Source organism: Teredinibacter purpureus, from assembly GCF_014217335.1.
Classification (GTDB): Bacteria; Pseudomonadota; Gammaproteobacteria; order Pseudomonadales; family Cellvibrionaceae; genus Teredinibacter; species Teredinibacter purpureus.
In genome coordinates, this window is the sequence record NZ_CP060092.1 from 1,703,342 (window position 1) to 1,723,543 (window position 20,202).

Below are 20,202 nucleotides of genomic sequence, written 5' to 3' on the forward strand. Positions count from 1 at the left end.
ATGAAATTTTTCGATCTTCTCAGTGCTTTGGCTGAATCCAAAGTAAAGGTTTCTGCTCTAAATGGCGAACTCTCTATTAGCGCACCTAAAGGTGCCGTAACGCCAGAACTGTTAAAAGCGGTAAAACTGCATAAGAGCGAACTTTTAGAATACTTCGACCGATCCGATGATAAAGACGTGAGCATCGAACGAGTAGATCGCGATGCGCCCTTATCGGTGTCGTTTGCACAACAACGCTTGTGGTTAGTGGATCAAATGGGTGATAGCACAGCCTATAATTTAGCAGAAGCGCTTCGGCTAAAAGGATCATTGGATATTGATGCTGCACGGCAGGCGTTCTATGAAATTGTGAGCCGGCACGAAAGTTTACGCACCTGTTTTGTTCAGGGTGAAAGTGGCGAGCCGTTACAAAAAATTCAAACGATAGATAGTTTTGACATTACACTGGATGATTTATCCTCACTCGACACCGATCAACAGGACACCGTTGCGCGCGATGTAATTAAAGGTGAAGCCGGTGAACCGTTCGATCTAGCCGCCGATATTATGCTGCGGGTAAGATTGCTACGCTTAAAATCGGACGAACATATTCTGCTGTTAACCATTCATCATATCGCATCGGACGGTTGGTCCATGTCGATACTAATCAATGAGTTTAGTCAGTTATACCAAGCGTATTCTTCCGGCCAAAAAGTAGCGTTGCCAGATTTGCCCGTACAGTATGCTGACTATGCGGCATGGCAGCGTGGATGGTTACAGGATGAAGTACTTACCAAACAATTGGATTACTGGGAAGGTCAATTAGCTGATTTACCGGTTGCCCATAGCGTGCCAATGGACTATTCACGGCCCAATAACCAAACGTTTAATGGTGACACCGTTACCACCCAACTCGATAAAACTACCAGCGAATTATTAACTGACCTTTGCCAAACGCATGGCGCTACGCTGTTTATGGGGTTGCATAGTGCCTTTACGGCAATACTGTCGCGCTACAGCAATGAAAAAGATATTGTTGTCGGCACGCCAACGGCGAATCGTGAACAAGCCGAAATTGCGCCATTAATTGGCTTTTTTGTCAACACGCTAGTCTTGCGTGGCGACCTGTCAGACAACCCTACTTTTAAGGCCCTATTATTACGCAGTAAAAAAATGTTACTGGATGCTTACGAAAACCAGCAGGCGCCTTTCGAGCAGATTGTTGAACGTTTAAAGCCAGAGCGTACCTTAAGCCATAGCCCATTGGCGCAAATACTTTTACAAATTCAGAATAATGAAAAAGGTGAGCTATCCATTCCAGGGTTAACGTTATCGGGAATAGAGCAAGGCTATACCACTGCAAAATACGATATTACCTTAGATGTGCAAGAAAATGACGATGGCATTGGATTACGCTGGGAGTTTAATACCGATTTATTCAAGCGCTCGACGATAGAGCGCATGGCAAAACATTTCATTGGTTTTATCCAACAAGCGACTAAACAACCCGAGGCCAATGTATTTGAAATAGCGTTTATGACCGATCAAGAACAAACGGCGATGATTGTGGATAACAATAATACCGTGGCGAGTTTCCCTGACGATGTGTGTATGCATCAGTTAATTGAGCAGCAGGTAGAACGTAATCCAAATGCTGTTGCCGTTACGTTTGAAAACACTCAAGTAAGCTACGCCGAACTCAATGAAAAGGCGAACCAGCTTGCACGTTACCTTCTCAATACGCGACAAGTGCAGCCAGAGGAATTTGTTGGCATCTGTATGGAGCGCTCTGTTGAGTTAGTGGTAAGTATTCTAGCCATACTCAAAGCTGGCTGTGCTTATGTACCGCTCGACCCAGAATACCCCGAAGCGCGGTTGCACTATATGTTAGGGGATGCGCAGTTACGCAGTGTACTTACCGATACCGATTTATCTACACGTATAGGCCTGAGTGATGAGCAGGCCGTATGTTTCGATAACGAGAGCGTTCAACGTGAACTTGTCGCGTTCTCGGCGGAGAATGTGCGTGAAAAGGAGCGGACTTCAAGCGCACGGCAATTGGCTTATATGATCTATACCTCCGGTTCTACCGGTAATCCCAAAGGGGTGATGATAGAACATCAAGCCCTGGTTAACAGAATTCATTGGATGGACCGAGAGTACGGGTGTAGCGCAAACGACAACATACTGCAAAAAACACCGTTTAGTTTTGATGTGTCGGTATGGGAATTTATGTGGCCGTTATACAGCGGTGCGAACATTGTATTAGCAAAACCGGGTGGGCATAAAGACCCTCTCTACCTTTGCGAATTAATTCAACAGGCGGGTGTTACCAAACTGCATTTTGTACCCTCTATGTTGGGCAGTATTCTTACGGTAGGCGGCCTCGAACAATGTGACTCGGTAAAACAGGTTTTTTGTAGTGGCGAAGCGCTTGCAATAGCGCACGTTGAACAGTTTCAACAGCAGTGCCCAACGGCACAATTGCATAATCTCTACGGCCCCACCGAAGCGGCCATTGATGTAAGTGCGTGGGACTGTGCTCAATACAGCCTTGAAGGTATCGATAATAACAGCGAAAAACTATCGTCTATTCCTATTGGAAAACCCATTCAAAACACCCAGTTACTGGTGTTAGATGACTATTTGAAGCCAGTACCACAGGGTGCGGCGGGTGAATTACATATTGGCGGCGTTGGGCTCGCGCGGGGCTATTGGAACCGCTCAGATCTTACCGACGAAAAATTCGTTAATAATCCTTATCGTCAAGAGCATACAACGCACAGCGCAAAACTCTATAAAACCGGTGATCTTGCTCGCTGGTTACCCAGTGGTAATTTGGAATATTTAGGGCGTTTAGATCACCAAGTGAAAATTCGAGGCTTTCGAATTGAACTGGGGGACATCGAAAATACATTGGCCGATCATGAGCACGTGAACAGTGTCGTTGTGGTTGCTTGCGCTACGGCATCGGGCGATAAACAACTGGTGGCATACGTGGCCTGTACACCGGAGTTTCGGGATGCCACCGAGACATCGGAAGCGCCTAGTCTCGCGGAGACATTACGTTTACACCTCCTACAGAAATTGCCGGAATACATGGTGCCTGCCAATATTATGGTGCTCGATGAGTTGCCCATAACACCGAATGGAAAAGTTAACCGCAGTGCGTTACCCGAACCAGATCTAGCGCGCGCTAGCGTTCCGTATGTGGCCCCGCGAAACGAAACAGAAACAGCGCTGTGTGAATTATGGCAATCGCTATTAAAGCACGATGAAATTGGAATTAATGACAGCTTTTTCGAACTAGGCGGTAACTCTCTAACCACCGTTCACCTTGTCCAACTGTTAAAGAAAAACGGCTTTAACGCCGCAATTAAAGATATTTATGAACACTCAACCATAGCAACCTTAGGTCCGTTTTGTGAACAGAATCGCCTAGAAGATGTTATTGCCGACGACTCTATGCTAGTGAAGGAGGGCGTAGTGTACCCACTTGCACCGAATCGGCATTGGTACCTAATGCGTACCGAAAGTTTGCTGGGCTGGGGTCAATCAATGGTTATGCAGTTTCATGACAACTTAGATTACAGCGATATTGTTCAGGCCACTACCGAGTATCTTGTACAAAAACATCGTGGGCTTCGCATTCAGTTCTTACAGGGGAATAACGCGTGGCAAGAACGTATTGCACCATTGAACGCGGTTGAATACTTTGAAGTAGACTACGTAGAAGACCAATTACCACCTGGCCTCCAAAACGAGGTGAGAGACGGATTACTGGAATACCAGGAAAAAATTACCTTTGATCGATTGTTCCAGGTCTCATATCGACGGGTAGATGGCGATAAAGCTGATCAAGTTGTGTTGTCGTTACACCATATGCTTTACGATGCATTTTCACTTGGCGTCATTATGTCAGATTTTGTCGAAGCGTTTATGCGCGTGCAACTGGGCTCGTTGCCCACGGAGTGTGTTGGATATGTAGGAGTGCCTGAATGGGTCGCCGACACCCAAAAATGGGTGAAAAGCGACGCGTCGTCGTCAAGCAAATCTTTCTGGACAGGTTTTGATTGTACACCCTATAAAATATTGCCTACCGATAAACCATTCAGTGAAACGTTAAACTGCATGTCGAGTACGCGTTATATTTCCGAGCGCTTGAGTAATGCCGAATCAGAAAAGCTTTTAAGTATTGTGGAGGACCATGAGGGATTATCGGTTTTTGATTTGCTTATTACTGCAGTGACTGAAGCGTTTGGACAATGGACGGGTAACCGTGCACTGAGTATTGAAATCCCCAACAGTAACCGCTTGTCGTTAACGGGTGAGCTTGATCTAGTGGGCGGCATTGGGTGGTTTATTGACTACTCACCGTTGTATATCGATATGGGTTCTGTGGGCTATGGCGTAGAAGCCGTTAACCATGTGGCCAACATGTGCAAACAATGCTTAACACGCGGCGAAGGATTTAATGCGCTAAAACACTTTGCTGATGATCAATTACTCGCCGATAAAATGGCAACGTTTCCTTACCCTGAAGTGCACTTAAACTATTTACCGCCTGAATTAAATGGTGGTGGAACGGTAGCCGGTGAAGCGGAGAATCCGGCCAACTTCTCTATTATTTCCCAGAAAAACTTTGATGGTGAAACGCGCGAGCGGGTGCATAAGTTTAGCGGCACAATGGAATTTGTGGATAACGGTTTTGTTATTCGTTGGGAGTATAGTAAAAATATCTACGACAAATCGACAATCGAAATGCTCACGGCTGCGTGTAAACAACAGTTGCTGCGTTTAGTGGATGAGCTTCAAGTGGGTCGTCTACAATTGTCCGCTTAGATAGTACCTGTTTCTGAAATTGCCATAACCAAAACGCTTGCCTTTCTGGTGTCATCCCTTGAGGGTAAGCGTTTTGGCAAGCTTTCTTTAGCTACGCGCTAAGTCGGTGTAATTCAAAGCCGTATCGCAATTAATCACACTATGTTTGCCCTCTCTTGTTGTAACGAATTATTGCGCGCTATTGTCAGGCTCCTTCTGGTCAGCCCCCTCAAAAATTTACGTCTTGTCTTACCCGCGCCCTTAAATTGTCCACTCAATACTCATCTATTAATGCCTACATCATACCGCCTACGTTATAAAACATTGATTAATGTGGGGTTATAGGTTGCTGGTCTTGCTGTCTGGGTGTGAAAGTAATCGTTGGTTTTATTGCATAATCGGAAATTCGGACGCTGAGAAAAGCATAAAAAGTAAGTAAAACAAACGGCTGCAATAAATGCATTGTGTTCTCGTTAATGTAAGGTTCTAGAGGGCGTTAATATATTCCTTGCACTGGCGCAAAAAAATCAAGATTTCTATCGAGCCCTTAACGCGTATTAGCCGCTATTGGGTAAGGCAAAAAGCAGTGATTACCAAGTTTTTCGCGACATAGGGGGCGAAACTGATCATTTAAGCGAAAATTACTTATTTAATTAGGGGTATATCGGTTATATTCCAGACCTCTTGTCGCATAATATGTTTTTGAATTAGGCGTCAGACATTTGTACTATAAGCGGGTATTGGGCTCGAACGCTTATATGCAATTTAAGTAATAAATTATTAAACGTTTATAGTCGGTATTGAGTAGTAGCGGAACTAACAAAAAGAGTCATTGGAAAGCAAGCGTAAACATTCAACAATATAGGTTGACTATTTACACAGACTCGACACTGCATATTAAAGAGATAAAGTGTGCAAGAAACTTCTGATGTTAACTATAGAAAAGTGTAAAAAAAAACGACACACGAAGGTGCGGATATGACGACAAATACATTTGGCAGTTTATATGCACAGCTCTCTAAGGTAGATACTGAAGAGCAGCTAAGAGACCTCTGCGAAAGTTTTTGTGAACTTAGCGGGTTTGAATATTTTTTAATTGGTGTTATTTGCAGTAGCGCGTCTTTAAGCGCACCGAGTATTAATACTATTACTAATTATCCGCCTGAATGGTTCGCGAGCTATTTTGACGAAGGCATGCAGAAAAGTGACCCGGTAGTACGGTATTGCTTAGAAAATACAACCCCTATTCGTTGGGATCAGTTGTTAGAGTTGGAGCAGTATATAGACCCTATGGGTGAGAAAATAATGGAGCGTGCCGGTGAGGTTGGCTTATGTACAGGCCTCTCGATTCCGCTCAAATCACCCAGTGGCGAGATCGCCATTTTTAGTATCGCGACTCGAAATAAAGATAATATAGGTAAGCGAACAGAAGATATTTTACCTTACGCGCAAGCCTTTAGTACGGCATTATTTGAAAATTATTCGCGCATTAACGTTAATTTTTCAGACCCAGATGAAGGCACATTAACTGCTCGTGAGACTCAATGTTTGTTTTGGGCCTGTGAGGGTAAGACAACCTGGGAAATCTCGAAGATTATTGACGTTAGTGAGCGAACCGTTATTTTTCATTTAACCGGCGCGACAAAAAAACTGGGTGCCGTCAATCGACAGCACGCAGTAGCTAAAGCCATCATTCGAGGTTTAATTAAGCCCACGCCTTAGCGTGGCAGGCCTTGATTTTCTGAGCACTATTCTGCTTGAGTTTCCGGCAATAGTGCTCGTTAACAGGTTCCAATCGTGTAGATTCAATACCGATTTCAACTGGTCTCGATCATCTTCATTTGCTTCCTGCGGCTTAGATACGGTTACGTGATGCACTACCTCGTCAACTAAACTGTTGTCGACTAAATGCGATAGCGTGGCCATATCGCAAATTGCGATAGCGTTATGCGTATTTTCTTTTCTGCAATGCCGAATGAGGGGTTCGAATGAATCGAGTTCGTCAATGGGATAGTACTCAATAAACTCCTCCATATTATTCTCCTCTGGTAATGTCGACACCAGCTCCTCTAACGATTTCGTGTAGAGTACCGCGCGAGACTCGCGTACTAGGTCACTGACATAAGATTGATATTCACCTTCTTTCCGTATATGGGCAATTGACAGCGAACAGCCGGTTATATCGGCCGCACTGACAGACGTTATCCAGGGGTATTCGGTTGTGTGCGCTTTTACTACGGTGACCGATGGATCGTTCTGCTGAAATGTCTTATTAACATAGGTAACGGTACCTTCCCATTGCTTCGACCAATCCTTCCAGCGATTGCTTTGTAATCGTTCCGGTACACGTGAATAAACGGTGAAAGAGGTTAATGTCGAGCCTTCGATTTTATTAACGAGCTCTTCAATATCAATCACGCCTTCTATGGGTTCTAGCGAGATAAAGAGCTGATCGATAACCGTTCTGTGTTTGTTGACTGAAAACGCCAATTTCTTAGGATGAAAGCCCGCAATAGTGCCGTCACAACATAGAACATTGTCGTTGGCATCGAGCAACGTCCATGCAATACCGCTTTGCCGTGAAAGGGTTTGAGCGCGAAAAAACGTCATTTCTGTCAATTTATCTAAAGTCATTCAATAATATCCTGATGCAAGCCCAAATAAAGGGGTACGGTGCAGTCTAATTTCGTTTTTCAAAGCTAATTAAATTAAGCGCATTGATAGGCGCGCTTGAGGCCACACTGATAAAGCCGTTGAAAAAGGGACTATTCACAATGTAGTATTTTTTTTTGTTTAGCTCCGTTAGTGAGTAACCTTCTTCATCATCTATTTCGATGGTGGAAAAGTTGGCGAATAGCCCGTCCCCCATTGCCTTGCTAGCCGACTCTTTTTGAGTCCATCGTTTAATAAAGTACTGGCTGCTAAAATTGGTGGCTTCGTATTCTGCTAGCTGTTGTTTGGTAAAGCAGGCTTGCGCTATATCTTGATAGTCATGGTCACCGTTAAATTCTATGTCTATGCCAATTTCGCCGCGTTTCGACAGCGTTACGGCGGCCCATTCCCCTGCATGTGTAATGCTAAAAAAAACATCCTCTGTATTAAGGCAAAACGGTTTTCCTAGCGTCTTTTTCCCAAAGGCCAGTTCGCCAGGCGGAAGCGTTAGCGCTTTTGATAGCACCATTCTCTTTAACCCGTGAGCCACAATCGAAAGGTTTTTGTCTTCCTGTTTAAAAAACTTGTCAGCCCGTCGAATTTCTTCCATAGATAGAACTTTACGAAAATACGTAACGTTTTCTTTCTTTGTATTCGCAATGAAAGTGGCGACATCTATTTTATCTATAAGTGTCGGGATATCGAGTTCGTCTGTTGACGGGTATCGCTTATCCGTCGTTTTCGCACATATGTCGGCGTAGTTCATGTCGAAATCTCATTCTTGCGTTAAGGCTTTTTGTTGCGGATAGAGTACGTGTAAACAGAGAGGTCTGTTAGATGATAGATGTTACAGGTGGAAAAAATGAGATTGAAAACTACATTTATGAGTGGCTATAACGCCAGGCAAACTCGGCCTAAATAGCTGTTTGTACATTCACTATAAATTTATAGGTAGCAATAAAGATGAACTAATCATGTGTTTTTGCTAAAAAAATATAATGCTTTGTAAATAGCAAATTTAGCGTTTGTTGTTTTTTCTTATTCTATTTTAGAAATAGAGTAGGGTTTTCGGCTGTTTTTTTGAAGTGTAAATATTTTGATGCGGCCACCTGTAATATATGACAGTGCACCTTTGTTGGGTTGTAAGCTGTTGATTTAAAAGGATATAAAAGTACTGAATTTTATTTGTCGAATATGACAGCTGCCAGAGCAAGCTGAAATTAATTAACTTTTCGCCATCGACAACATTCACGGCGAAAAAAATTATGAACCAGGTAATCATTTCTCAGGAAAATAAAAAATTCGAAAACAGTCTTATCAATGACGTATTTAAAGTTCGCCACGAAACGTTTATTGAACGTCTAGGCTGGGACATAACATCTGAAAATGGAATGGAAAGAGATTCATTTGATGATCTTGATGCGAATCATATTGCGATTATCGGTGAAGACGGTTTAGTCAGTGGATGTTGGAGAGCTCTACCCACAACTAATGATTATATGTTGAAAAATGTATTCCCCGAATTGCTGCAGGGTGAAGATGCTCCCGAAGCCGATGATGTGTGGGAGATAAGCCGGTTTGCTGTTCGCAAAGGTAAAAACGAAGATTCAAATGCGCACATTAATGACATTACGCTTGAGTTATTTAAGACATTTCATGCGTTTGCAAAAAAGAAAGGCATCAAAAAATACGTGACAGTCACCACTATGGCGTGCGAAAGAATTTTAAAACGAGGCGGTATGAGTGTGCGTCGAATGGGTGAAGGTAAGGTTATGCAGGTAGGCGTAGAGCGGACTGTAGCGTTATGGATAGACTTGGAAGAAAGCGCACCAGCAAACTAAAAAGTGTAGACAGTGTGTGAATCATAAAAATGCAACCTCTTATTTTATAGGAAGCCTGTCATATCTGACACTGGTGTTCTTGCTGCGCACTTTCTATGATGCCGGCCAGTGATTAGTGTTACGTTGCTGGCGCCGAAAGCCAGTTAATTGTGACGAAAATCTCATTGCCTTCGAAGAGGAGGTGGCGTTAGGGCGCATAGGATGTAGAGGTAAAGGCATGGGTTGGGTCAGTGATGTAAGTCTGTCAGCTGCAGAAGCAGAAACGCACAATATTCTTGAAGACGCTTATAACGTATCACCGCGTGTAGGGGTGGCGTGGCAGCTTTTTGGCCCGATGGGGCGGCTGTTAAAAAGTGGCGCTTTTATCGCGGGTTGTCCACAGCAAGCGTTGGCACGAGTGATACGCCGACATCGCTTTGACGCTAAGCTGTTGGTTTTAAGTGTCGAGCCGAATAATACAATTTTTAATATCGCTGAACTGACTTCGGCGATAGAGAGTTCAACCATCGATGATATTTCGTTGCTGTATCGTCTGCCAGCGGCCGTTCCCAATGTGGAATGGCGTGCATGGGAAGCGCATTGGCTCGGCACGGTACACGTGGTGGGGCAAAGCGATGTCGCAACGCGATTAAACCGTTGTATTAGCGTTGCCTGCTTGAAGGTTCGCCCTTGGATAACCTGTGTTAATGCCGCAGGGATCGATGGGCGGGTGGTTGCGTTAGATGACCTCTCAGACAATTCAGAGTTTAAATCTTACTTAAGCGATTTGGTGCTGCAAGGCGGTACTGTGGCGTATGCGCAAACACAGTTAAACTTCGTGTCCGAGCTGCCCGAGCGCAATGTCGCCGACCAGACGTTATCGTATACACCTATTCACTCGCGCCATGATCTAGAGCAGTGGGTTGAGGATAATCGCCAGCGGGGCATCGTGAATGCTGTCGTATTGGGTGATATGTCGCTCCTTGCCATGTTATTGGAAGCATCATGCGTTGACGAAATTGTTCACCATATCACCCACCGTGTTGGCGATGCCGATAGCAGTGTTTCACCTTGCATTGATTTGGATCGCTGGACGTTATCGCATAACCGTATGATGGGGGATGTAAGTCGAGTGATCTATCAAAATCCAGCGGTAAATGCGTTGCTCCAGTAAAGGCGCGTTTTAGCGCCTTACTGTTCGGCTCTTTCCTCCAATATTTTCGCGAGTAATACCTCGCAACCCCCATGGTTAGTAGGTTTTCCCTCTTTACTGTCATATCCAACAGGTTCCAACCTTCGATCAAAGCTTTAAGCTACTGGCAACTGATAACGAAGCCTTACGGCGTGCGCTCGCGTTTAACCGTGCGTCGATTGGGGTTTTCTCTTTCGTTACCTAATGGGTGTAAGTCGTGTACCACGGAGGACGTGCTTACGTCGCGTGTTAGACGGTGTGATTTGGTGTCACTTAAAAGGAAAATACTATGAAATTGTGGCCTAGAAAAATTTCAGCGGGTTGGGTTATCGCGCCAGTTGGCTTGATATTGTTTGCGGTATTAGTGAGCGCAAAGCCTAAGCCTCAGCCCAATGCTGAGCCGGTACTCACGTTACCGGAAGTGACAGTGGTCGAAGCCGAAATGGGGTACCACAAAGTGTCGGTAACGACACAAGGTGTCGTCTCGGCGGGGCGTCAAATAGATCTGGTTGCTGAATTGTCTGGCACCATTAATTTTGCGTCCGACCAATTTGTTGCGGGCGGGTTTATTGGGGTTGGAGAACCAGTGTTGGCGATCGACGATGCGGATTACCGCTATGCCATTACAAGTGCGCAAGCCAAGGTGGCAGAGGCGTCTAATCTGTGGGCGAAAGAAAAAGGGCTTGCACGTAGAGCCAGGCAAGAATGGAAAGATCTCGGAAGCGACGATGCCAATAATTTATTTTTGCGGGTTCCTCAAGTGGACGCCGCAGAAGCGATGTACAAATCCAGCGTGGCATCGCTTGACCAGGCACGCCTTAATCTAAAAAGAACCAACATAGCCTCCCCGTTTTTTGGGCGCGTGAAAGAGACGTATGTTGATCTTGGGCAGTATGTTAACTCCGGTTCTGTATTGGCAAAAATATACGACACCAGCTTTGTAGAGGTTCGATTGCCGTTAACGGACCAGCAGGCCGCATTGTTAAATCTACCGCTTACCCGCCGTGAGGAGGCCATCGCTAAACCGAGTGTCACAATCTCTGCTGATATCGCGGGTATACCGACCTCATGGGAAGGAAAAATCGTACGGGTAGAAGCCAGCGTAGACGAAGCTTCCCGAGTCTATTTTGCGGTTGCCCGAGTGAACAACCTTGCGGTAGTTCAGAGCGATAGCTTACCGTTAATGGTTGGCTTGTTTGTAAACGCCGAAATAGAAGGGCGAACATTTTCCGATATGGTTGAGCTACCGCGTGAGGCCATTTTTCACCGTAATAAAATTTATGCGCTTGCCGACGATGACGAAATTTCGCTAAAAGAAATTGACCTGTTGGTGTCGGGTGACGCAAGTGTTTGGGTGCGCGGGCCTATAGTAACCGGCGAACGCGTGGTGATTGAAAAGCAAGGCATGCTCGATGTAGGCGATAAAGTTAAACCGTTATTGGGTACACCGTTACCTGCGATAACAGTGGTTGACGCGACCGCGACTACCGCTGACACGGCTGAAGGGGTGGGTATCTAGCGATGAGTAAAATAATAGACTGGTTTTTGGATAACCCTAAAGCGGCGACATTACTGTTGGTCATGTTATTGGTTGGCGGTTTTATTGGCTCTAAACAATTACATAAAGAAGTGTTTCCGGCCTCACTAGCCCCCTTTATTGAAATTACTATGGTGTATCCTGGTGCGGCACCTAGTGAAGTTGAAAAACAAGTTGTTACTCGTATTGAGCAAGTTGTAGCGGATGTACCGGGTATCGTCGAATTGAATTCAGAATCGCGATTGGGTTTTGGTAAGGTGATCATTCAATATTTGGACGGTTACGATTCAGGCAAATTAATCAATGATTTGAAATCCCGTGTCGACGCTATTATCACCTTTCCTACCGATGTGGAGAGAGCGAATATTGTGCAAGTCGAAAATCGGCCTGACCTTATGTTTCTTGCGCTGTCGGGTGATGTTGGAGAGGCGAAACTAAAACGTACCGCCGAAACCATACGAGATCGCTTAAGCTTAATTCCGGGTGTTGCGTTAGTGGCCTTAAAAGGCACGCGTGAAGAAGAAATTTCGATAGAAGTGTCCGAATATAACTTACGACGTTATGGGCTCTCGTTCGATGATGTGGCGAGTGCAATACGCAGTAACTCGTTGAATATTCCGGCGGGCATGGTGCGTACCAATAGCGGTAACATCCAAATACAAACGCGAAATCAAGCGTACTACCGTGAAGATTTTGAGAATATTGTGGTGGCGAGCCAAACTAATGGCTCGGTAGTGTATTTACGAGATGTCGCAAACTTAAAAGACGGTTTTGTTGAAAACGATGATCGTCTTATTTTTAATGGGCGGCCTGGTGCAATTTTTCAGATAGTGGCCAACGACTCGGATGATGTAACCCAAACCACGAAGGCGCTCGAAAAGGCGCTAGAGCAAGAAAATGCGCTGTTACCGACGACTATGTCCATTGATGTCACCTTTAAGATGGCAACGGTTTTTGAAGACCGAATGAGCTTATTGGTCGAAAACAGTATTAGCGGTTTGGCGTTAGTCTTTATGGTGCTTATGCTGTTTTTACGGGCGCAACTTTCTATTTGGGTGTGCGTTGGTATTATTGCATCGTTTTCCGGCGCTATATTTTTAATGCCACTATTTGATGTAGCCCTCAACATGTTATCGCTTTTTGCGTTCCTACTGGTGTTGGGCATAGTGGTGGACGATGCCATTATCGTGAGCGAGAGCATCTACTCGCAGAATCAAAAGGGTATTTATGGGAAGGAAGCCGCAGCGAGGGGTGTAAAATCCGTTTATATGCCGGTAATGATTGCCGTAATTAGCACCATTATCTTTTTCTTGCCGCTGTATTTCGTCGCTGATTTTGCTAAGCCCACGACTTACCCCATTGTAATGGTGATTGTGCTGTGCCTAATTTTCTCGCTTATTGAATCCCTCTTTATTTTACCGGTACACCTTTCAAAAATGGGACCAGAGAAAAAACCGACGAATCGGCTAATGGCATTGTTTGGTCGGTTGAGCCATGTTACGTCATCAAAACTTACCTATTTTTCTGAATCGTTCTATCAGCCGTGGGTACTTAAAACGGTACGAGCAAAAGGCACAACGATTACGACTTTTGTCATAATATTTATTATTTCGATTGGCTTCATTGCCGGTGGCTGGATTCGGTCGAGTTTTATGCCCGTTGTACCCAACGACTACGTGGATGCAAATGTTACTCTGCCAGAGGGTTCACCAGCGACTGCGGTTAACCGTGTTGCGCAGCGAATGTCCGAGTCGGCCGAGGCAATGAAAACGGATGACGTATTGCTAGAGGCGAACAATGGCCAGCCGTTTATCACAATAATTGAATCGCAAATTTCGGGTAGCAATGTTCGATTATTTCTGGGCCTCGAGCGGGCGGGTATTCGCGATATATCGCCAGAACTTGTGGCAAGCCGGTGGCGAGAGCTTGCGGGGGAAATCCCTGAGGCGGTGGAATACCGATTAGATTATTCCATTAACGGCGTTGCGCCCGATATTGCGCTTGATATGAGTATTGCCTCTAACGATTTTGCGGATCAGCGAGCGGCTGCTAACGCCGTTGCGCTAGCGCTGTCCCAATATCCTGGTGTTTATAATATTCGTGACGGATTACAGGGCGAGCGTTCGGAACTGGAAATACTGTTAAAGCCCCATGCAGAATCATTGGGTATCACCCTAGGTGATGTATCGAATCAAATTCGCCAAGGTTATTACGGTGAGGAAGTTCAGCGCATTCCACGTGGTAATGAAGACGTGAAAGTGATGTTGCGCTATCCCATTAGCGAGCGCTTGGGGTTGGATCGGTTTGACAATATTCGTATTCGTACCCAGGCCGGTGCCGAAATACCGCTGGCGGAAGTCGCCGAGCTGAAAATTGTACCGGGCTATACTGTGATAAAGCGAAAAGATAGAAAACGTAACATCGCGATTACGGCGAATGTAAAAGAAGGCCATAGCGGAGCCGATATTGTTTATCAGCTTAAGCAAGAGTACACCACCCAATGGATGAAGGAACATCAGGGTTTTAGTATTGATACCGGCCGTAATATGCAGCAGGAACAAAAGTTTGTTAACCGTTTGGCGATAAATTTTTTGCTAGCCATGATCGCGATCTATTGCTTAATGACTATTGCATTTAAATCCTATTCTCAGCCTCTACTGGTGCTAACGGCCATTCCCTTTGGTTTTATGGGCGCGGTTTTTGGTCATCTGATAACGGGCGTAGAGTTAAGCATGATGTCAATGCTGGGGTTTGTTGCCTGCGCGGGCGTTGTTGTTAATGACAATTTAGTGCTGCTGGATAGAATTAACCGTCTTGTTGAAGAAAAAACCGATATCGTTCAAGCGGTAGTCGAAGCTGCAACAAGCCGTTTTCGGCCAATTGTACTAACATCACTGACAACGTTTGCGGGCTTAATTCCTATAATGTTTGAACGCAGTATTCAGGCTAAATTTTTACAGCCTATGGTTGTATCGCTATCGTTTGGTGTGCTGGTCGCAACCACGGTTACGCTTTTTCTAGTGCCCTCGCTGTACTTGGTAATGGCCGGGGCGAGCAGGCGTTTGAGCGCACGTAAACATACTAATGCTGCGGCGGCAGTTGACGCGCCAGCAAGCGTGTAAGCCTCGTTTTTTTGGGCCTGCCATCGCACTATAAATAAACCGATAAGGTTTGCTTATAGTGCGGCGGCTACAGTTTCCAGGGTGGGCGTTAGGGTATCCAATAATACGCTTATGGTTTCGTCTCGTTGGGCATCGACAAAAAAGTGGCCGCCGTTTATCCAGTTAATATCGGTCGTACTCCTAAAGAGAGCTTGCCATGCCAATAAATCTTCCGTTCGAATTCGATCATCAAACCCAGCAAGAATTGACAACCGCATAGGCATTTGCCCTCGATAACCGGAAGGGCTGGTTTCAATAATTTTGAAATCGGCACGTAACGACGGCAATGCCAGTTCAGCGATCTCTGGGTTGGCAAGTGCTGCTTTGGGGGCGCCACTAATATTGCCCAGCTGCCGTATAAAGTCCTCATCACTTAAAGTATGGAAGATAGTCTCACGGGGTATTGTCGGTGCTGCACTTGCAGAGGCAATAAAATGAAGCGGAAGCGAACTTTGAAAGCGTCGTAGCATAATGAGCAATTCAAAAGCAACGCGCGCACCCATACTATGGCCGAAAAAAATGGTGTCTTTGTGGGGAAGTTTTTTATACGCATTAAATAAATCGAGTGTTAGCGACTGTAAATCGTTGTAACAGGGCTCACCATATCGAACACCTCTTCCTGGAAGCTGCACCACGGATAATTCGATGGTGCTGGGCAGAAGGGTAGCCCACGGTAAAAAAGTAGCCGAATTGCCGCCAGCGTATGAAAAGCACAACAGGCGAAAGCGTGCATTCGCTAAGGGTTTAGGTGTGTAAATAAGAGATGTTCTATTCATCTGGCGACCCAAATAAGGTGAAAGGTTGTATCGAAAAATGAGGGTAAACAACGATACAAGACGATTATTGCGCCACACCTTGCTCGAATGAGCGGAATATTAACCTGTTAGGCGAAAGGTTAGAAATTATTTGACGAAAATTACGCCGGCGATGAATAAAATTAAAGATTTTAAATACAGAAATAATGGGCTTAACGCATTTTACGGCACATTGCTACTGTCATTGTCGGTAATTGAAGATAGACGAATAATTTAGCTTAATAGAGGCTGAATCTATAAGTCTGGTTTTGGGTAGTGAGCATCGCTTGCGCCCTTAATTGATGAATACATTGTGGCGAGGCGTTAGCGTGCGCTACTTTTTTGGATGGGGTGATATTGAGTGAAGATCTGTATTGTTATTGCGATGGCATTGTTAAGCTCGATGTCAGTAACCGCTGAGAATTTGAAAGATATTTATTCTCTCGCGCTAGAGAATGACTACCGTTATAAAGTGGCGGAATCAAATTATCTTGCGCTTAGCGAAAGCCGCGCACTCGGTCGATCACGTTTGCTGCCAAGTCTCGTGGTAGAGGGGTCATTGGTGAACAGTGAAACTGAAAATGAGCGACTATCCTCTAATCCATTTGCGGCGCCTAGCGAGACGACCAGCGGCACGATTAGTCAGCGTTATAGTGTGGTGTTATCTCAGCCGATAATCGACTTTTCTGCAGTCTATGGCTATCAAAAAGGCAAAGGTACTGCTAAGCGTGCGGCCTTACAGTGGCAACAAGCAAAACACGCACTTATCGTGCGGGCGACCAGTGCCTACCTAAAAACGCTTAAAACGAATGCAGATTACACGGCAGCGCGCTCAGCAGAAGCGGCCTATAAAGCGCAATTGACATCAGTACAGCTTGCCTACGATACCGGGCTGGTGAGCTCTTCTGACTTGCTGCAAGTTAAATCAGCCTACGACAGTGCTACCGCTGAAAGAATCGTGGCGGAGAATAGTGTTCGGGTGCAGTTTTACGAGTTAATGCGTATTACCGGTAGTGATCATGATGCGTTGGCGGGATTTGCGGAAAACTTTACGGTCGAAAAACCCAAGCCTGCGGTACTAAATGACTGGGTGGATATGGCAAAAGCACAAAATTTAGAGTTACATATAGCCAAAATATTCGAGCGTGAATATAAAAATAATTACAAAGAAAAAGCCTCGGCACACTTGCCAACGTTAACGGGGCGCTTAGGTTATAGCTACAATGATGACGCGAATAGTTTTAGCAACGATTCCCCCTATGACATGACGACAAGCGATATTTCAGCCTCGGTAACGCTTACCATCCCCGTTTTTTCCGGTGGTGGTACCTCGGCGTCAACACGGCAGGCGCGTTATCAATACTATGAGCAGCGCGATAATCGCAATCTAGTTGAGCGGGATGTTATTCAAGAAACACGTGCGAACTATCTCAATACGCTAGCGGGCGTCGCAAATGTAAATGCACGAAAGGTTGCGCTAGAGTCCAGTTTGAGTGCGCTTAATTCGGCGCAAGCCGGTTACAAAGAAGGCGTACTATCGGTTGTAGATCTATTGGAAGTGCAGCGTACGCACTATACGGCGTGGCGTTTGTATACCACCGCCATTCACGATTACCTTATTGCTGGGCTGCAGCTTAAAAATGTTGCGGGAACCTTGTCGGGCGACGATATAGAGTATATTGATCGCTATTTAAGTGATGACAATGCTGTGACAAAACCGTCTTAATTTTTTTCTAACCCCTGTTTATCGTTTTACTCTCCTCAAGACGCTTTTGGCCACTGAAACTCTTTCAGTGGCCATTTTTTTGATTAGTAAGTGTTGCATCTAACGCATTACAATCCGTCAATTTTGCCTCTTAACTCATCTGCTATAACACCCTACCTGTAACAACTGACAACTCACATTAATCACGAAAAAGAATTATTGTAACGGCATAAATTTGAACTCAGGAGAGTTTTGTAATGTTTAGCAATAGTTCCAAATTCTGCGTCGTGACACTGATGCTGTTGGCCATGATAAGTTGCGGCGGAAAAGTCGAAAGCGAATTGACGGCAGCTGAAAATCAAATTCAAGTACAAAAAATACAGAACCTTCAAGTGGTTGGCTTGTGGCGTTCGCCGGAGTCGGCTACAGGTTTTGAATTCTTTTCGTCGGTTATTAATGGCCCCGAAGCAAGCGGCCTAAAAACGGGCCGGGTACTCGATGGCAATAGTGTTAAACATCAATTCTGGTGGACGGCATCGGCGGACGGGAAAATTCAATTGAATCTCGTTAGCCCGAACTGTAATGCGCGGCCTTTGAGTTACTGTGAAGCGAGTGAGCAGGTAACGATTACCGCACGAGGCGATAATGCTAAAAGCTCCATATGGACAATTGAGTACGATCAAGATTATGACAATATCAGTGATCGTACCGACGTATACCCGTACACAAAAGAACTGATTGGCATCGAAGATTTTAGCCATAACGAATTGTATTTGCAGGAGTCGGAGTATTTCGCTTTTGCAACTCGATTGGACGTGTCTGGAACGCAGGTGAGTGTTCACCTGATTCACCTGGATGAAACGCTTGTTGCACACGGTGAATTGATGGCTGCGGGAGCCGATCTGGTGCAGCTGGCAACGACCGAAGATGCGAGTGTCATCGAGTCTCAGTCGTTTTATGTGGAAGGCGTGGGTTACCGCGATCTAGAGGTACAAAAAACGTATCAAAACGTCGTGCTCCGAAAGTCCAGCGGTAATGGATTCAGCGTGGCCTACGATATTGAAACGGAAGTACTTATACCGGCGGAATTGGACGGTTTACGCATCGATACTGGCAGTACTCAAGAGCGTGTGAGCTTTACACGCGTTGGCAATACCGTTGGCGATTTTTTAACGGAGAGTCGAGTGTCTAACGGCATGATAGCGGCGGGCAAACAGTTTGTTACCTTTATCCCTTATCTGTTTAACGACGAAATTGTTTTACTGGGTGCGGGAAATAGACTTAGTTTTAATACGGATGAAGCCGGTTCTTTGTCGCGTGATGATATTAACGCAGGGGAAAATGCTCGGGCCGTTAATTTTACGTGGCAAGAAAACGACGGTGGTGAACTGTTGTTGACGTTAGACGGTGGTGACACAGTTGGCATTCGATTTGTAAAACCCATAACGGGCGGCTATCAAGTTCTCTACAGTATCGATAGCGAGGAGCATGGTGAAGCCTACGTTATTCATGATTTATTCGAATCAAAATTGCGGATGGATATGTCCGACCAAATACCCGGAAAATTTCGATTTTCATCGTCGACCCCGAATGGTTTCGGAGAAACGGAATTGTCCTTTAATGAAGACGGTAGCGTGACGTTTACTGATCTTGCAGATCTTTCTGGCTACTGGTTTTTTGATGAATTCAATAATGTTGTAAGTTTTGAATGTGTAGATTTGTTAGGACAGCAAATAGACATATACCAAGAGTGTTTTGACTACTTTCAATCCATTGAAGAAAACCCCATGGTGGACTTTGCACATATTCGTCGTATTGGTTTTATGTATGAAGGTGATGGCATGTTGCGGGCGCAGTATGACGCAAACTTCTGGGGAGGAATGTTTGGAAAGCCGGATGGTGGGTATCAAGGTGTGTCTATGACGTATCGCGTTAGGCGAGTCGGCGCATCTGACAAATAAATGAGATACAAATGTTGCTTATTGGTTTTATCGAGCGACGACTAAAATAACTAAGCAACGATGATAGCGGAGAAGCGTCATGAGTAGATATCTAGGATCGAATTCAAGAATTGATCATATCGCAATTGCTGTAAATAACATTGATGAAGCGTTGTTCTTATACGAAGACGTATTTGGCTTTGAATTGCTAGCGAGAAGAGATATACAAGGCCAGTTTACGGGAATGCGATCGGCGGAGTTAGATGCCGGTGGTTTTAAAATAGTGCTGGTTCAAGGCACAGACCCTGAGTCGCAGGTTTCACGGTATGTGGAAAAGTACGGTACTGGCGTACAGCATGTAGCGGTTGAGGTTAGTGATGTCGATTTTGTCGAAAAAACGCTGGCGTCATCCGGTATTAAATTTGCCACAAATGTGATTCGCGGCAAAGAGCTCACACAAATATTTACGCAGCGTGATACTAACTCGGGAATGATGTTTGAGTTCATCTCTCGGTCAGCGTCAGGTGCGAAGTTTGAAGAGAATAATATTTTAAGTTTATTCAAGCAGCTTGAAGCTGCTGAAGCGTACTAGTGGGAAGGG

The 20,202-nt window shown here is 45.1% G+C and carries 12 protein-coding genes; 9 read left to right on the plus strand and 3 right to left on the minus strand.

Translation table 11 applies throughout. The features are described 5' to 3' along the window. Entirely contained in the window at nucleotides 1-4,821 is a 4,821-nt protein-coding gene (locus H5647_RS07480) for a non-ribosomal peptide synthetase (protein ID WP_052691927.1), read from the plus strand. A gap of 957 nt (nucleotides 4,822-5,778) precedes the next feature. Then, on the plus strand, nucleotides 5,779-6,522 hold the full coding sequence (locus H5647_RS07485; RefSeq protein WP_045857547.1) for a helix-turn-helix transcriptional regulator: 744 nt from the start codon (nucleotides 5,779-5,781) through the stop codon (nucleotides 6,520-6,522). Here the strand turns inward: H5647_RS07485 and H5647_RS07490 are convergent. After that, complete coding sequence (locus H5647_RS07490) at nucleotides 6,502-7,434, minus strand: hypothetical protein (protein WP_045857549.1); 933 nt, start codon at nucleotides 7,432-7,434, stop codon at nucleotides 6,502-6,504. The two genes, H5647_RS07485 and H5647_RS07490, sit on opposite strands and share 21 nt — an antisense overlap. 46 nt (nucleotides 7,435-7,480) lie before the next feature. Further along, nucleotides 7,481-8,218, minus strand: a complete 738-nt coding sequence (locus tag H5647_RS07495) for a 4'-phosphopantetheinyl transferase family protein (RefSeq protein WP_045857551.1) — start codon at nucleotides 8,216-8,218, stop codon at nucleotides 7,481-7,483. Nucleotides 8,219-8,717: 499 nt separating this feature from the next. Here H5647_RS07495 and H5647_RS07500 point away from each other — a divergent pair, with 499 nt between their 5' ends. The 4 genes from H5647_RS07500 to H5647_RS07515 all read left to right on the plus strand — a co-directional run bounded on the left by H5647_RS07500 (nucleotide 8,718) and on the right by H5647_RS07515 (nucleotide 15,123). Beyond that, a complete protein-coding gene (locus tag H5647_RS07500) occupies nucleotides 8,718-9,293 on the plus strand; it encodes an acyl-homoserine-lactone synthase (protein ID WP_045857553.1) in 576 nt (191 codons plus the stop codon). 115 nt (nucleotides 9,294-9,408) lie between these two features. After that, the gene (locus H5647_RS07505) at nucleotides 9,409-10,446 is read left to right on the plus strand and encodes a hypothetical protein (protein ID WP_162926321.1); all 1,038 of its coding nucleotides are present in this window, start codon (nucleotides 9,409-9,411) and stop codon (nucleotides 10,444-10,446) included. Nucleotides 10,447-10,753: 307 nt separating this feature from the next. Beyond that, entirely contained in the window at nucleotides 10,754-11,983 is a 1,230-nt protein-coding gene (locus H5647_RS07510) for an efflux RND transporter periplasmic adaptor subunit (protein WP_052691928.1), read from the plus strand. Nucleotides 11,984-11,985: 2 nt separating this feature from the next. Next, nucleotides 11,986-15,123 (plus strand): efflux RND transporter permease subunit, encoded by a 3,138-nt coding sequence (locus H5647_RS07515; RefSeq protein ID WP_045857557.1) that lies wholly within the window; start codon nucleotides 11,986-11,988, stop codon nucleotides 15,121-15,123. Nucleotides 15,124-15,176: 53 nt separating this feature from the next. Here the strand turns inward: H5647_RS07515 and H5647_RS07520 are convergent, their stop codons facing one another. Next, entirely contained in the window at nucleotides 15,177-15,938 is a 762-nt protein-coding gene (locus H5647_RS07520) for a thioesterase II family protein (protein ID WP_045857560.1), read from the minus strand. A 379-nt stretch (nucleotides 15,939-16,317) separates the two neighbouring features. Between H5647_RS07520 and H5647_RS07525 the strand changes: the two genes are divergently transcribed. The 3 genes from H5647_RS07525 (at nucleotide 16,318) to H5647_RS07535 (ending at nucleotide 20,193) form a co-directional block, all read left to right on the plus strand. Next, complete coding sequence (locus H5647_RS07525; protein ID WP_162926322.1) at nucleotides 16,318-17,682, plus strand: TolC family outer membrane protein; 1,365 nt, start codon at nucleotides 16,318-16,320, stop codon at nucleotides 17,680-17,682. A gap of 236 nt (nucleotides 17,683-17,918) precedes the next feature. After that, nucleotides 17,919-19,622, plus strand: coding sequence for a hypothetical protein (locus H5647_RS07530; protein WP_045857564.1), 1,704 nt, complete (start codon nucleotides 17,919-17,921; stop codon nucleotides 19,620-19,622). Nucleotides 19,623-19,701: 79 nt separating this feature from the next. Next, on the plus strand, nucleotides 19,702-20,193 hold the full coding sequence (locus H5647_RS07535; RefSeq protein WP_045857566.1) for a VOC family protein: 492 nt from the start codon (nucleotides 19,702-19,704) through the stop codon (nucleotides 20,191-20,193). Nucleotides 20,194-20,202 lie beyond the last annotated feature (9 nt).

Coding starts and splice junctions, on each gene's coding strand:
- H5647_RS07510 (WP_052691928.1), top strand. CDS start 10,754: ATGAAATTGTGGCCTAGAAAAATTTCAGCGGGTTGGGTTATCGCGCCA.
- H5647_RS07490 (WP_045857549.1), bottom strand. CDS start 7,434: ATGACTTTAGATAAATTGACAGAAATGACGTTTTTTCGCGCTCAAACC.
- H5647_RS07520 (WP_045857560.1), bottom strand. CDS start 15,938: ATGAATAGAACATCTCTTATTTACACACCTAAACCCTTAGCGAATGCA.
- H5647_RS07500 (WP_045857553.1), top strand. CDS start 8,718: ATGAACCAGGTAATCATTTCTCAGGAAAATAAAAAATTCGAAAACAGT.
- H5647_RS07495 (WP_045857551.1), bottom strand. CDS start 8,218: ATGAACTACGCCGACATATGTGCGAAAACGACGGATAAGCGATACCCG.
- H5647_RS07535 (WP_045857566.1), top strand. CDS start 19,702: ATGAGTAGATATCTAGGATCGAATTCAAGAATTGATCATATCGCAATT.
- H5647_RS07485 (WP_045857547.1), top strand. CDS start 5,779: ATGACGACAAATACATTTGGCAGTTTATATGCACAGCTCTCTAAGGTA.
- H5647_RS07530 (WP_045857564.1), top strand. CDS start 17,919: ATGTTTAGCAATAGTTCCAAATTCTGCGTCGTGACACTGATGCTGTTG.
- H5647_RS07515 (WP_045857557.1), top strand. CDS start 11,986: ATGAGTAAAATAATAGACTGGTTTTTGGATAACCCTAAAGCGGCGACA.
- H5647_RS07480 (WP_052691927.1), top strand. CDS start 1: ATGAAATTTTTCGATCTTCTCAGTGCTTTGGCTGAATCCAAAGTAAAG.